The 14,824-nt window shown below is 61.8% G+C and carries 11 protein-coding genes; 10 read left to right on the top strand and 1 reads right to left on the bottom strand.

The window, feature by feature from the left end:
• Window positions 1-148 precede the first annotated feature (148 nt).
• The 10 genes from HOP53_RS20200 to HOP53_RS20245 all read left to right on the top strand — a co-directional run bounded on the left by HOP53_RS20200 (window position 149) and on the right by HOP53_RS20245 (window position 13,903).
• Window positions 149-1,147, top strand: a complete 999-nt coding sequence (locus HOP53_RS20200; protein WP_234271664.1) for a porin — start codon at window positions 149-151, stop codon at window positions 1,145-1,147.
• A 358-nt stretch (window positions 1,148-1,505) separates the two neighbouring features.
• Window positions 1,506-2,735, top strand: a complete 1,230-nt coding sequence (locus HOP53_RS20205) for a CaiB/BaiF CoA transferase family protein (RefSeq protein ID WP_234271665.1) — start codon at window positions 1,506-1,508, stop codon at window positions 2,733-2,735.
• Entirely contained in the window at window positions 2,732-4,069 is a 1,338-nt protein-coding gene (locus HOP53_RS20210; RefSeq protein ID WP_234271666.1) for an MmgE/PrpD family protein, read from the top strand. Before HOP53_RS20205 ends, HOP53_RS20210 begins: the two co-directional genes overlap by 4 nt.
• Before the next feature lie 134 nt (window positions 4,070-4,203).
• Entirely contained in the window at window positions 4,204-5,196 is a 993-nt protein-coding gene (locus tag HOP53_RS20215; protein WP_234271667.1) for a tripartite tricarboxylate transporter substrate binding protein, read from the top strand.
• Between the two features lie 348 nt (window positions 5,197-5,544).
• The gene (locus HOP53_RS20220; protein ID WP_234271668.1) at window positions 5,545-6,342 is read left to right on the top strand and encodes an enoyl-CoA hydratase/isomerase family protein; all 798 of its coding nucleotides are present in this window, start codon (window positions 5,545-5,547) and stop codon (window positions 6,340-6,342) included.
• Window positions 6,339-8,453 (top strand): acetate--CoA ligase family protein, encoded by a 2,115-nt coding sequence (locus tag HOP53_RS20225; protein ID WP_234271669.1) that lies wholly within the window; start codon window positions 6,339-6,341, stop codon window positions 8,451-8,453. Before HOP53_RS20220 ends, HOP53_RS20225 begins: the two co-directional genes overlap by 4 nt.
• The gene (locus HOP53_RS20230) at window positions 8,446-10,524 is read left to right on the top strand and encodes a 3-hydroxyacyl-CoA dehydrogenase NAD-binding domain-containing protein (protein WP_234271670.1); all 2,079 of its coding nucleotides are present in this window, start codon (window positions 8,446-8,448) and stop codon (window positions 10,522-10,524) included. Before HOP53_RS20225 ends, HOP53_RS20230 begins: the two co-directional genes overlap by 8 nt.
• Window positions 10,525-10,578: 54 nt before the next feature.
• Window positions 10,579-11,076, top strand: a complete 498-nt coding sequence (locus tag HOP53_RS20235) for a tripartite tricarboxylate transporter TctB family protein (RefSeq protein WP_234271671.1) — start codon at window positions 10,579-10,581, stop codon at window positions 11,074-11,076.
• A 9-nt stretch (window positions 11,077-11,085) separates the two neighbouring features.
• Window positions 11,086-12,594 carry a tripartite tricarboxylate transporter permease gene (locus tag HOP53_RS20240; RefSeq protein WP_234271672.1) on the top strand — a complete coding sequence of 503 codons (1,509 nt, stop codon included), beginning with the start codon at window positions 11,086-11,088 and terminating at the stop codon, window positions 12,592-12,594.
• 115 nt (window positions 12,595-12,709) lie between these two features.
• The gene (locus HOP53_RS20245) at window positions 12,710-13,903 is read left to right on the top strand and encodes an MFS transporter (RefSeq protein WP_234271673.1); all 1,194 of its coding nucleotides are present in this window, start codon (window positions 12,710-12,712) and stop codon (window positions 13,901-13,903) included.
• 26 nt (window positions 13,904-13,929) lie between these two features.
• On the opposite strand, the gene HOP53_RS20250 is transcribed toward HOP53_RS20245, so the two are convergent.
• Window positions 13,930-14,814 carry a LysR substrate-binding domain-containing protein gene (locus tag HOP53_RS20250; RefSeq protein ID WP_234271674.1) on the bottom strand — a complete coding sequence of 295 codons (885 nt, stop codon included), beginning with the start codon at window positions 14,812-14,814 and terminating at the stop codon, window positions 13,930-13,932.
• Between the last annotated feature and the right edge of the window lie 10 nt (window positions 14,815-14,824).

Consider the following 14,824-nt stretch of genomic DNA (forward strand, 5'->3'; position numbering starts at 1 on the left):
GTGTTTTTCCATTTTCCAATATTGTTCGTTATGCGGACGATATGTTGATATAAACATTGTGTTTGACAACAATTTGTTTGTTGGAAAGTATTGTTATGCAGCGTTTGAGCGCGCTGCTCGCCAACAAGACACACAATGGGAACACACAATGACAACGCTCCAACGACTGACCTTGACGCCTCTCGCTTTCGCCCTGGCCGCTGCGGTTTCCGGACAGGCCCTGGCCGACACCCAGCACAACGGCCCCACCTTCTCCGGCAACGTGACCGGCGGCGTACTCGACGTAAGCGACCGCGATCTCGACCTCTGGGCCTTCCGGGCCGAGGCCGGCGTGGGTGGGGTCTACACCGTCAATCCCAGCCTCCGCATCCGCTACGACCTGATCGCCGACTTCGCCAATGCCATCAACTCCGTGGATGAGCAGACCTGGACGCCGGGCGCCCACCGCCAGGATGACGGCGAGATCTACATCCGCACCGCCCGCGTGCTGCTGCTGACCGACTTCGGTAGCTTCGGCTTCCAGCCCCGCGTGCCCTCCGGCTTCTGGCACCAGATTTACAACAACATCGACACCTTCGAATACAACCGCTTCCATGGCCAGACCGGGCAGAACGCCATCTTCGGCCAAGCCGAGCAGGGCAGCGACGTGCTCTCCTACGGCACGCCCACGTTCGGTGGCTTCCAGTTCATCGGCGCCGTGATGACCACCAACGCCCAGAACGATCAGGACTTCGACGTGGTGACGGGGCGTTTGGTCTACAACGAAGGGCCGCTCAACTTCGGCATCGGCCATACCCAGGTGCGCCGCCCGGGCATCGACAACCTGCACCGTACCTCCTTCGGCATCGGCTACGACTTCGGCATGGTGCAACTGGGCGGGGTATACGAGCACAACGACGACCGCGAGGACAGCGGTGCCGCTTCCGACTTCGATGCCTGGGGTGTGAACGTCTCGGCCAATCTGAGCGATGCCTGGTCGGTCTCCCTCGGCTACGCCGAGAACAACCGCAACTTCGATCTCGACAACGACGCCTGGGTGGGTATCGTGCGCCACCACTTCAACGACAAGGTGTACGGCTTCCTCGAGGCAGGCCGCTACGACCGCACCGACAACAACGTGGCGGCGGGTCTCAGCGTCAGCTTCTGATGCCAAGGTGCTCTGTGTCCGACTAGCTTGCTTTCGGCCCGGCGAGAACGCGACTCGCCGGGCCTTTTCGCGTTGGTTCTCCTGCTTTTACCGCTGCCAGCTTCCTGCTGCCAGTTAGCCCTATGCCCGGCGCTGGCCTACCTGCTTATGATGTAGAGCATCGCTATCTCGCGCCCCTTCCCTTGTTTTCTCTCCTTGCCTCTCCTTTCAAGAGAGCCCGCTAACTTTTTGTTAAGCCGGGCATGATTTTTCTTCAGTACAGCTGTTCCCCACCCTTGTATATGTTGAAAGTCAGCGGTGTACGGTTTGTACCGGGAATTCATACAAAACGAATAACTTGAGAAAGTGACGAGGTGCTATGTCTCCCCCTTTTGCAGGCGTGCGAATCATCGATGCCACCCATGTGTTGGCCGGCCCTTTTTCCACGTATCAGCTGGCCGTGTTGGGGGCGGACGTCATCAAGGTGGAGTCGCCATCCGATCCCGACCAGGCGCGTCTTCAAGGATCCGATCGGAAACTGAACGATATCGGCATGGGCACGGCGTTCATGTCGCAGGCGAGCAACAAGAAGGCTGTCGCCATCGATTTCAAGAAGCCCGAAGGGCAAGAAATCATGAAGAAGCTGCTGGCAACGGCCGACGTGTTCGTCGAGAACTATCGCCCCGGTGCTCTGGAAAAGCTTGGGCTGGGATATGAAGAGTTGGCAGCCATCAACCCGGCGCTGATCTATTGCTCCATTTCTGCGTTTGGCACCACGGGGCCGCGCCGGGAGCTGACGGCCTACGACAATGTCATTCAGGCCTTCTCCGGCATGATGGCAATGACGGGAGACCGTCATACCGGGCCGCTCAAGAGCGGGGCGCCGGTAGTCGATTATGCCACGGGCACGACAGCGGCATTTTCCATCGCGACGGCGCTCTTTCAGCGTGAGCGCAACGGTGGCAAAGGGCAGTTCATCGATGTGTCGATGCTGGACACGGCCCTGATGCTGACAAGCCCAGCCTTGACTGCCCTGCTGTGGAACGGGGCGAAGCCGGAGCCAAAGGGCAACACCTTCCCCTTTGCCACCATCGGTTGCTACCAGGCTTCCGATGAGCCATTGATGATCGCTGCCTCCAACCTGACCCAGCAGAAACGCCTGTGGACCGCGCTGGGGCGCGAGGACATGATCAAGGAGAACAACAATCAGCGCCTGGATGGCCATGCGCAAGAGGCGCGAGTCATTGCGGAAATCATCGGCACCATGACGGCGAGCTACTGGGAGACGTTCTTGCAGCAGCGACGCATTCCGGCGGCACGCATCAGGCGGCTGGAGGAGGCGCTGGCAGATCCGCATGTCGGCGCGAGAGGCGTGCTGCACGGCCAGCCTATCGCCGAGAATGACGAGCGCGAACTGGTCGTGCCGGTCTCGGCGTTCACGATGTCCGCCGGAGAGCGGCGAATCACTTCTCCTCCGCAAAGGGTCGGCGCCCAGACGGGAGAGCTGCTCACCAGTCTGGGATACTCGGCAGGCGATCTGCAGGCGCTGAAAGCCGCGGGTGTCATCGGCGGTGCGCTGGACGAGATCCACGCAGAGAGTCCGCAATGAATCATCCTATCGAACGCCTGGCGAGCTCGGCGGACGAGTGGCAGCACCGGCCACTGGCCCCTGAGATGGAGTGGGCGACGCGCAGAGCGCTGCTGGACTGGTTTGCCACCACGCTGCCCGGTACCCGCCATGAACCTGCCACGCTGCTCTCCCAGGCGTTTGCTGCCACGCGCGGCGCCGGTAAGGCCGTGTGCTACGTGGATGGACTGCACAGTGCGCCCAGGTACGCCGCCTTGTTGAACGCCACTGCCAGCCATACGGTCGAGTTCGACGATATCTTCAAGGATGGCGGCTATCACCCCGGCAGCTCCACCATTGCTGCGGCACTTGCCGTTGCCCAGAACACCGGCGTATCGCGCGAACGGCTGCACCGCGCCATCGTCGGCGGCTACGAAGTCGGCTGTCGTATCGCCTTGGCGGTCCAGCCGAGCCATTACACCTTCTGGCATACCTCGGCCACGGTGGGGACCATCGGCGCGGCGGTGTCCACGGCAATGCTGCTGGGAGCAAGCCGACAGCAGATCGCCCACGCCATCGCGCTTGCGAGCAGCTTCGCCGGCGGGCATCAGCAGAACCTGCAGGGCGAAGGCATGGCCAAGCCCCTGCATGCCGGCCATGCAGCGGACGCCGGGCTCATGGCCGGCATGGCTGCAGCCCATGGTGTGACGGCATCGCTGGACAGCCTGCATGCGCCCAACGGCTTCGCTGCGGCGACCAGCGACTCCACGGGGAACTGGGAGGTCGCTCTGGAAGGTATCGGCAGTTGGACGCCCATCACGCGAATGACGATCAAGAATCATGGATGCTGTGGGCACATCTTCCCGGCGCTCGATGGCTTGAAAGTGCTGCGGGAAAGAGAGGGCATACCGATCGAGCGGATTCAGAGCATCCATATCGAGGGGTATGGCGCCACCTACTCGATGTGCAATCGGCCCGAGCCTGTCTCCGCGCAGGAAGCCAGGTTCAGCATTCAGTACTGCATTGCCGTCTTTTTGATTACCGGGAAGGTCAGGTTGCAGGCATTCGAGCGCTCAATGCTGAGTGATGCACGGGTGCGCGACCTGATGAAAAGGGTGACGGTAGCCGAAAGAGAGGATATTGCGGCGCAGTACCCGGCGAAGCGGATGGCTAACATCATCGTGATGACCGATGACGGCCAGGAATACCACCATATGCAGAGGGTGCGCAAGGGAGATCCCGAAGAGCCCATGTCGGATGACGAACTCATCGAAAAGTATGATGAGCTGACGGCGGGAATCCTTTCGCAACGTCGGCTTGAAGAGATTAAGAACGACATTCTGTGGGGCGACGGCCTGCCCGCCGAGCCTGAATAGCCTTCTAGCATTCGATAAACCAAAGGTTGGCCAAGCACCAATTTATGGTCAGTGGCTGGCTGCTAAGGGGTATGCCAGTATCGAATTGCAGCTAAAAAATAAATATGGTGTTGCTATATAAAGGAGAGCACGACGTGAAAAAATACCATGGCTCATCTTCGCTCAAGAAATATTGCTTCGCTTCTTTCTTGTCATTGTCTATCGCACTGGGTTTTAGTGCGACTTCTACCGCAGATGAAGGTGAGTGGCGCCCTGAAGGGCCTGTCAGAATCATTATGCACACGAGTGCCGGTGGCTCGGCAGATGTATTCATTCGTACCGTGGCGGAGTCGCTGGAGCCGAAGATAGGGCAAACCATTGCGGTCATCAACTCGCCGGGGGGCGCAGGTGCGACCCAGATGGCAAGAGTCAGGTCTGCGAACCCGGATGGGCTGACGCTGGCGGTGAACACCCTGTCCCACTTTACCGGCATGCTGACCAACCTCAAGGGTACGTTTTCCATCGAGGATTTTAGCTGGATAGCCACCGCTCAGTCGGATCCCAACCTGATATGGACCAGAACCGGATCGGACATCGAGGACATCAACGATCTGGTCGAAGAGGCCAGAGCGCGGGATGGCAGGGTCGCCGTAGGCGGCTTCGGGCCAGTGGGGTCGACACAGCATATTGCACTGCGGATGTTGGAAAAGGCCGCCGATGTCGAGTTCGAGTGGGTGGCGTTCAATTCGACCCCCGATATTGTTGCCGCCGTACTGGGCGGACATGTCGACGTGGGCATGTCGAACCTGAGCGGGGCCCAGGCCTACTTCGAGGCAGGGCGCTTGCAAGGGTTGGGCGTACACGGAGCGGAGCGAGTGGACGGGCTCGACGACGTCGCCACGCTGGAAGAGCAAGGCTTCGACGTCGACTCCAGTTGGGTGCAGGTACGCGGGATATTCGGTCCTGCCGGCATGCCGATGGAGCTGCAGCAGCAGATCGCCGATGCCTTCCATGAGGCGATGCGTAGCGAACACTACCAAAACTACGCTCGCAACGCCGGTGTTACCGACACCTGGATGGGACCGGAAGAGTATACCGCTTTTGCCCATCAAATCAGCGAGGTGGCAAAGGCCCAGTTGGAAGAATAAACAGACTTCGTATATTCGCTGAGTAATGTGTCAGTGTGGAAACGCTCTCGCATTGCTCAGCCCCTCACGGAAGGCATGTTTGGTCGTCAAGTCAATACTATTTGAGTCGTTTTTTGGCGGCGGATGAAAGTAACGTCCTAGTGACTAATTAATTCCAGTATATAAGTAATGCCAAGTGCCAAAGGAATGCAAATGATCAGGTGCTTAAGCAATGCAAGACCGTCATTGGTTTCTTTGTATTGGCAATGATATCTCGGTGAGCGGTCCGACAATGTTGCATCAAGACTGTCCTGCTTGGTCTTGGGGCTGGTGCCGATATTGTGATGCCCTCTCCAGAAGGAGTGTTTTATGAGTCAACCTGAGTTGGTTATCCGCACGGTCGACAACGGTATCGCCCTGCTGACGCTGAACCGTCCCGACAAGCGTAACGCCATGAGCGATGCCATGCGGGCCGAGCTGGTCGAGCACTTGCTTTCGATCCGTGGCGATCGCGCCATTCGCGCTTTGGTCATTACCGGGAATGGCAAGGGTTTTTGTGCCGGCGGCGACATCGCAGGCATGAAAACACGGATGGAGGCGGATCCGGCGACGGTGGGATTCAACGGCTGGGAGCGCCAGCAGGGCGTCCACTATGCCGCTAGCCTGCTGCTGAACCTGCCGATTCCCACCGTGGCGGCTGTGAACGGTGCGGCGGCTGGGCTGGGCGCGGATCTGGCGCTCTCCTGTGACTTCGTCGTGGCATCCGAGCATGCCCACTTCACCTGGGCCTACATCGCCCGTGGGCTGGTGCCGGATGGCGGCGGCATGTACTTCCTGCCCCGTCGTGTCGGCCTGGCGCGTGCCAAGGCGCTGATCTTCAGCGGTCGTCGTGTGAATGCCGAAGAGGCCTTGCGACTGGGCATTGCGGACCAGCTTTGCAACGCCGACGAGCTGTTGAGCTCGGCCCAGGCCATGGCGGACGAGATGAGCAGCGGCTCGCGTACGGCCATCGCGCTGACCAAATCGGTCATCAACAAGAGCTACGAGATGTCCGAGCACCAGGTGTTCGCCGAGGGCAGCAAGGCGCAGGGTATCTGTTACACCTCACAAGAGCATCGCGGCTCGGTGCAGGCCTTTCTCGATCGCATGAAGGAGGCCCAGCAGTGAACCCGATCGATGCCCTCCTCAATCCGCGCAGCATTGCGGTGATCGGCGCTTCCGCCGATCCAAAGAAGACATCGGGTCTGCCCGTGTCTTACCTGATCAAGCACGGCTTCGCAGGGCCGATCTATCCGGTCAATCCCAAGGCCGACGAGATTCAGGGTCTCACCTGCTACCCGAACGTGGAGGCGCTGCCGGAGGCCCCGGATGTCGGCCTGGTGCTGCTCAATGCCAAGCGCAGCATCGATGCGGTTCGCGGACTGGCGCAACTGGGCTGCAAGGCCGCGGTGGTGCTCGCCAGCGGCTATGCGGAGGCGGGAGAAGAGGGCCAGGATCTTCAGGCACAGCTGAAGGAGGCCGCCGGCTCCATGCGCATCCTGGGGCCGAACACCATCGGTTTGGTCAACCTGACCGCTGGCATCCCCCTTTCGGCCAGCGGGGCGCTGGAGGTCAGCGAGCTGCCTGCCGGCAGCGTGGCGGTGGTCTCGCAGAGCGGCGGCATCCTGGGGGCGCTACTCTCGCGTGCGGCGGGCCGCGGCATCGGTCTCTCATCGCTCATCTCCACCAGCAACGAGGTGGACCTGGAAGTGAGCGACTTCGTCGAGTACCTGATCGACGATCCCAGCACCAAGGTGATTGCGCTCTACTTGGAGAGCATTCGTCACCCGGGGCGCTTCCGTGAAGTGGCACTGAGGGCCCGCGAAGCAGGCAAGCCGCTGGTGGTGTTCAAGATCGGCCGCTCCGAGGCGGGAGCCAGTGCCGCCAGCTCGCACACCGGTGCGCTGGCGGGAGAAGACCGTGTCTACGATGCCTTCTTCCGTGAGCTGGGCGTCATTCGCGTCAACACCTTCGACGAATTCCTCGACGTGCCCGCCGTACTGGTGGCCGGGCGCAAGCTGGCGGGGCGCCGCGTCGCCGTGCTGACCTCTACCGGCGGCGCCGGTACCCTCATCGCCGACAGCCTGGGCATCAATGGCTTCGAGACGCCAGCGCCGGATCAGGCCACCGCGGAGCAACTGCGCGCCCTGCAGGGCGATACGCCAACGGCACTCGACCGCAACCCCATCGACGTGACCCTGGCGGGGCTGCAGCCCGATCTGCTGCGGCAAGCGATTCGCATCCTGCTCGCAAGCGACAGCTACGATGCCCTGATCGTGATCATTGGCTCTTCGGGCCTGGCCATGCCGGACCTGGTGGTCGGCGCGATCAGCGACAGCCTGGGTGCCAGCGACAAGCCGGTGCTGGCCTATGTCAGCCCCTATGCGCCGAACACGCTGCAGCGCCTGAATCGCGCGGCCATACCCGGCTTCAGCTCGCCGGAAAGCTGCAGCGCCGTGCTGGAAGCGCTGTACGTCACCAGCCGGCCGCTGAGCGCTGAAGGCAGCCTGCCGAGCGTTCCGCTGCCCGATGTGAGCGGCCTGCCTGAGGGTGCGCTCGATGAGGTGGCCGCCAAGCGGCTGTTCTCAGCGGCCGGCATTGCCGTACCGGCGAGCCGCGTCGTGCACACCCGTGAGGAAGCCGAGCATGCCGCCAGTGAAGTGGGGGCGCCGGTCGTGCTGAAGGTGCTGGATGCCAACCTGCTGCACAAGAGCGACATCGGCGGCGTGGCACTGCACCTGAATGCCGAGACCATCGGCGATCGCCTGGAGCAGATGGCGCATCAGGTGGAGTCCCACGTGGGACGCCGCCCCGAAGCCTACCTGGTGGAGGTGATGGTGTCGGGCGGCCATGAGCTGATCCTGGGCGCCAATCGCGATGCCCTGGGCACGGCCATTCTGCTGGGGGCCGGTGGCGTCACGGCCGAGCTGTTCAAGGACACCGCCATCCGGCTGTTACCGATGCAGGGCGGCCTCACGCTGGAACAGGCCAGGGAGATGATGCAGCAGTTGACCACCTGGCCTCTGCTCGACGGTTATCGCGGTGCAGCGCGTCGCGATACCGAAGCGCTGGCGCAGGCGATCGTCAATTTCTCCGCCCTGATGGCAGCGCTGGGCGACCGCGTTGTGACCTCGGAAATCAACCCGCTGTTCGTTATGCCGGAAGGGCAGGGCGTGGTGGCGGCGGATGCGGTGCTCGTCCTCGACGAGGGTCGCGGGGAGGGTAGCTCCCATGGCTGAACCGCGCACCGGCGGCCAGGTCCACCTGCGGCAGGAGGGGGCGGTGGCGGTCATCGTCCTCGACAACCCGCCGGTCAACAGCAGCACCGACGCGGTGCGCAGAGGCATCCTGGCCGCGCTGGGCCGGATCGACGTGCAGCGCACCACCGCCGTCGTGCTGACGGGAGCGGGCCAGCACCTGATGGCCGGCGCCGACCTGCGCGAGCTGGAAAGCGAGCCGACCGAGCCGACGCTGCCGCAAGTCACGGCGGCGCTGGCTGCCTTTCCGCTGCCGGTGATCGCCGTCGTCAAGGGCCACACCCTGGGCGGCGGGCTGGAGCTGGCGCTGGCCTGCGACGTGCGGCTGGCCACGCCCAGCGCCACGCTGGGGTTGCCCGAGGTAAGCGTCGGGGTCATCCCCGGCGCCGGGGGCACCCAGCGTCTGCCGCGCGCCGTGGGGCTGCCCAAGGCGCTGGAGATGATCGTCGGCGGCAAGCCCATAGCTGCCGTCGAGGCCAATCGGATCGGACTGGTGGACGAGCTGCTGACGGCGACGGAAGAGGGCGCGGCGCAGCATGCCGAAATCCTGGCCTACGCAAGCCGCTACCGGGGTGGCAAGCGCCCCCTGGCCGAGCGTGACGTCGACCACGTCGATGAAGCAACACTACAGGCCCAGGCGCAAAAGCTCCTGGCACGCTCCCGTGGTTTGCCGGCGGCAGCCGTGGCGGCCGAGGTGGTGATGAGTGCCGGCAAGTCGAGCTTTGCCGAAGCGCTGGCCCAGGAGCGGGCGCACTTCCTCGCCCTGCGTGGCAGCGAGCCCGCCCGCGCGCTGCGCTACCTCTTCTTCGCCGAGCGCGAGCAGCCCTTCACGCCGAGCCAGGCCATAGTGCCTCGCACGCTGGAGCGAGTCGCGGTGATCGGTGCCGGCACGATGGGCAGCGGAATCGCCCTCTGCGTGCTGCAGGCCGGCTATACGGTCGATCTGCTGGAGCTTAATGCCACAGCCCTCACGGCGGGCGTGAAGCGAATCGAACAGGAGCTGGAAGCCGATATCGGGCGCGGGCGCATGACGACCGAACGGCGCGATGAGCTGCTGGCGAGACTGCGCCCCACCCAGGAGATCCAGGCGGTGGCCGGCTCGGATATGGTGATCGAAGCCATCATCGAAGACCTCAACGTCAAGCGGGCACTGTTTGCCGAGCTTGCCGACCTGGTCGGTGAGGACACGCTGCTGGCGACCAATACCTCCTATCTCGATATCGACCGCATCGCGGAGGGCGTGGCCAATCCGGCACGCGTGCTTGGGCTGCACTTCTTCAGCCCCGCGCAGCGCATGGCGCTGCTCGAGGTGGTGCGCTGCAAGACCACCAGCGAGCAGACGCTCAGCACCGCCATCACGTTCTCGCGGCGGGTGAAGAAGAAAGCCATCGTGGTCGCCAACAGCTGGGGCTTCGTCGGTAACCGGCTGTACGCGGCCTATCGTCGCCAGTGCGAGTTCATGCTGGAAGAGGGCGCCACCCCCGAGCGGATCGATGCCGCTCTGGAGGCGTATGGCTTTGCCATGGGGCCGTTCAAGGTGGCTGACATGTCCGGGCTGGATATCGCCTGGAGGATGCGTCAGCAAACCCTGGCCACCCGGCATCTGCGCCGCTACGTCGGGATACCCGATGTGATCTGCGAGGTCGGTCGCCTGGGCCGCAAGACCGGTAGGGGCTACTACCATTACGGCGAAGACAAACGCCCCATCCCGGACCCCGAGGTCGCCGCAATCGTCGCGCGCTACCGCCAGGAGCAGGGTATTGAGGCGAGGGCGTTCGATGACGAGGAGATCCAGCAGCGGGCGCTGCTCGCGCTGATCAACGAGGCGCTGCTGTTGCTCGATGAAGGCGTCTGCCAGCGACCGGCGGATATCGATATCGCACTCGTACACGGATACGGTTTCCCGCGCTGGCGGGGCGGTCCCCTCTTCATTGCGCGCCAGTGGGGCCACGAGAGGCTCGCGTCGCAGCTCGGCTGGCTTGCCGATGTGAGCGGCAAGGGCCATGAGCGAGGCGATGCCGGCCTGGTGAAGACAGCGGAAACAGAAGCCTAGCGGCTTCATGTCGAGTATCGAAAGAAAAAACTATAACAGATCAGGAGGCCGCCAATGAGTGATTTGTCCCATGATGCCAATGCCAAAGACGACGTCGTTTCGGAGCTTAGGCTGAAGAAAAAGTGGCTCGAGATATTCGTCTATGTGGTGCTTTTTCTCGTCAATGCTTTCTATTTCAAGGAGGCCTTGGAGCTTCCCGGTGCGGCGCGTGGAGTCGGAGCCGGTGGGTTTCCTGTCCTTGTTTCCCTGTTGATCGGCGTATCGCTGGTTGCGCTCATCCTCGTATCCCTCATTGCGGCACCAAAGAATGACGCCGACGCCTACGTGACGGTCAGTCGACCGGTGCAAGTCGCACTGACCATCGCCGTCATGTTCGTCCTGGTGCTCTCCTTCCGGGCGATAGGGCCTCTTGTCGGTATCGCGCTACTCGCGCTCCTGCTGATGTGGCTAGGCGGCGAAAGGCGCTATCTGCTGCTGTTCAGCCTGCCACCGTTGCTATCCGCCGGTATCTACGTCCTCTTCGTGCTGGTGCTTGGCGTCTACTTCGACTGAGGTGTGATGATGATCGACAATCTTCTGATAGGCCTCGATGCCTTCACCAATCCGATGGTCCCCCTCGGCCTCGTCGCGGGCGCTCTCATCGGCTATCTGATCGGTGCCATCCCCGGCTTGGGGCCCAGCCTGGGCATCGCATTGATGATTCCCTTTACCTACGGCATGGATCCCATCGTTTCCATCGTCATGCTGGTCGCGCTGTTTGCCGCGGCCGAGTACGGCGGTGCCATCTCGGGCATTCTGCTCAACTCTCCCGGCACGGCGGCGGCGGTGGCAACGGCCTGGGATGGTTACCCGTTGACCAAGCAGGGAAAGACGGGGATTGCGCTGAACATCTCCATCGTTTCTTCAGGCGTAGGCATTTTCGCCAGCGCCATTCTGCTGTTCCTGACCGCCGTTCCCCTCTCGGAATATGCGCTGAATTTCGGCCCTACGGCCTACTTCGCACTCGCGCTGCTTGGGTTGAGCCTGGTATCCAGCCTGTCTTCCGGTTCGATGTGGAAGGGCGCCCTGGCGATGGGGATCGGGCTGGCCCTGGCCACCATCGGCCTGGATACCCAAACGGGGGTGCCGCGTTTCAGCTACCATCCCGACTTCTTCGAGGGGCTGCCGCTGGTTCCTGCTCTATTGGGTCTTTTCGCTCTCTCCGAAGTCCTTTACATGATCGAGGCGGGGGCCAGCAACAAGACCAAGAACCAGCCGATGAGCGGTATCCTGGCAGTGCCCTTGAAATCGTTCTACAAGATGAAGACGCTGTTCTTGCGGAGCTCCATCATCGGCTATTTCGTCGGTGTGATACCCGGCGCGGGTGCTTCCGTCGGTTCCTTCGTCTCTTACGCCGTTGCCAAGCGCTTCTCCAAGCAGCCGGAAATGTTCGGTAAAGGCAGCTACGAGGGTATCGCTGCTTCGGAGACGGCGAACAACGCCTCGGTTTCCGGCTCCCTTGCGCCCATGCTGGCATTGGGCATTCCGGGCTCGGCCACTACGGCCATCATGATCGGCGCGCTCATGATTCACGGCATACAGCCCGGGCCCCTGCTGTTCACCACCAACCCGCAGATCCCCTATACGGTTTTCGTCTCGCTGTGGATCAGTGTGCCGATCATGGTGTTCATCGGCCTGGCGGGGGCTCGGTTCTGGGCCAAGGTGGCCGACATACCGCGTCCTGCCATCGCCGCCATCGTGGCTTCCATCAGCTTGATCGGCGCCTATGCCTCTGCAGGCTCGATGTTCCCGGTCTATGTGACCTTGGCCTTCGGCGTCATCGGCTACCTGCTGCGCAAGACCAATATCCCCCTGGCCCCGATCATTCTGGCACTGGTATTGGGCGATATGCTGGAAACGAACCTGCGTCGTGCACTTTCCATCTCCAATGGCGATGTGACGACGTTTGTGACGAACCCGCTGAGTGCCACGCTGCTCGCGCTTGCGGTGCTGTCGTTCGTCTTGCCGGCGCTGGGTGCTTTCCGCAACAAGATCAAAGGATACCGTCGCCAGCGGCCCATCGTGAGATAGAGGCGGGTGAGGAGGCGACCGATAAGGGGAGGGGTGGGCAGTGGCTGTGCCCGCCCCTTTATGGTTGGTTCAGGAGTTCGGGCGTTCAGGCGTTCAGGAATAGGGATAGCATACGATGCGGCAGGAGTTTGCGTGTATTTGCCTGAGCCTAGGCGTCGCCTTCCTCGTGCAAACGATGTTGCTGGTAGCCGTACCGCTGTCAGCCATCGAGCTGGGAGCAACGCCACTGGCCCTGGGGCTTCTGGTCAGTGCTCCGTACGTGTTACCGCTGTTCCTGGCGCTATCGTTTGGCTCGCTCGTCGCTCGCTGGGGGAGTACACGCCCCCTGCAGCTGGGTGCGGCGGGCATGGTGCTGGGGGCATGGCTGCTGGCCGCACTGCCTGGCTTCACAGGCCTGGTCGCAGGCCAGCTGGTGATTGGCCTGGCGCAGCTGATGATGATCATCTCGGCGCAAACGGCTGTCAGCTATTTCGGCAGGGGGACCAAGCTGGAGCGATACTTCGGCTGGTACACGACCTTTCTCTCCGTCGGCCAAATGCTCGGGCCCTTGCTGGCCGGGTGGATCATCGACCATCGGGGTGGTCCTGCGGGGGCCATCCACGCGGCTTTTCACATGTCTCTGGTCTCGCTGGTGGCGATCTTCATCTCCAACAAGCGCAAGGGACATGGTGGCCTAAAGGAAAAAGTCGGCTTGCGAGTGGGGCTGACAAGGCAGTTGGCGCTGGTGAAGAACACGCATGGCGTCCAGCTATCCATGATCGCTTCGCTCGCAGCGATGCTGGCGCTGGGTGCGCACTCCAGCTTCCTCCCCGTGTACCTGGAAAGCCTGGCGCTCACGGGCACCACGATCGGGATCATCGTCAGCCTGCGCGCATTTTCCTCAATGGCCATCAGGCCATTCACCAGCATGATCGTTCGTCTCTTCCGTGGACGTTACGCGACCATGGCATTGACCATGGCTTTCATGGCCTCAGGCTTGCTGCTCACTGGCTTGGCAGGCGATTTTTACCTGTTGTGCTTCTTCGCCATTCTGGTAGGTGTCGGGGTGGGGTTGTCCCAGCCGCTCTCGATGGTGGTGATCGCCGAGGAGGTGCGCGAAGAGCAGAGAGCGCAAGCCTTGGCGATGCGCCTTATGGCCAACCGAGCCATGCAGTTCCTCGCACCTCTGCTCCTGGGGCTTGCCACGCAGCTCGCGGGCTTTACGTTGGCCTATTTCTTGTGCGGAGTTCTTTTGTTCGTGCACCTGGCGATATTCCAATGGCTTCGGCATCGCCATGACAAGAGGCTCGTTCACGGGCTTTCTGAATGACAGGCGGGTTTTCCAACAAGATTCTGTCAGAGCGGCTGGTCTATCATGCCTCTCATCCACTCCAGGAATTTGAGCAATGCATCCGAAGGGCGGGCATCCTTCGGCCAGGTCAAGTAATAGGCCTCGCCCGTCTTGCAGATGAAGTCCGATAGTGCCACGAAGCTACCGTCTTGCAGCTGACGTTCGACGAAGACCTTGATGGCAATAGCGCAGCCTATGTCCATCGAGGCGGCTTCATAGGCCAGCGCGGAGGTGTCGAATTTTATCCCCATATCTGGATCTGCCTGGTGCCCGCTTGCCTCGATCCACGCCTTCCAGTCATCGGGCCGTGCCGTCGAGTGCAGCAGACGAACTCGAGAAATGGCGTCTTTCTCCAATTGCTCGGTTGCCCACAATGAGGCCGATACGATCGGGACCAGCTCGATGTCGACCAGCTTTTCCGCGTGCAGGCCTGGCCAGTCTCCATGCCCCGAACGAATGGCTGCATCCACGTTCTGCATGCTGAAGTCGACGGGCTTCAATGACGACGACAATTTGACTTCCAGCAATGGGTTCTTCTTGTGGAAGTCTGCCAGTCTAGGTATCAGCCAGCGCTGGGAAAACGTGGTGTAGGACTGTATCGAAAGCGTGTCTCGCTGATTTCGGCGCGATACTTTCTTCGTGGCTTTTTCTATGTCCTGAAAGGCTTGCTTTACGCCCTCGTAGAGTTCAGCGCCTTCCTGGGTAAGCTCTATGCCGCGATGCAGGCGAGTGAACAAGGCGACACCAAGATAATCTTCCAGCACCTTGACCTGTCGGCTAACGGCAACTTGCGATACATGGAGCTCGTCGGCGGCACGAGTGAGGCTGCGTAAGCGAGCGGCGACCTCAAACGTTCTTAGCGGGTTTAGAGGTGGTAGTGGGTGGCTCATGTTTTTACCA

It is taken from the genome of Billgrantia ethanolica (genome assembly GCF_021404305.1).
Classification (GTDB): Bacteria; Pseudomonadota; Gammaproteobacteria; order Pseudomonadales; family Halomonadaceae; genus Halomonas; species Halomonas ethanolica.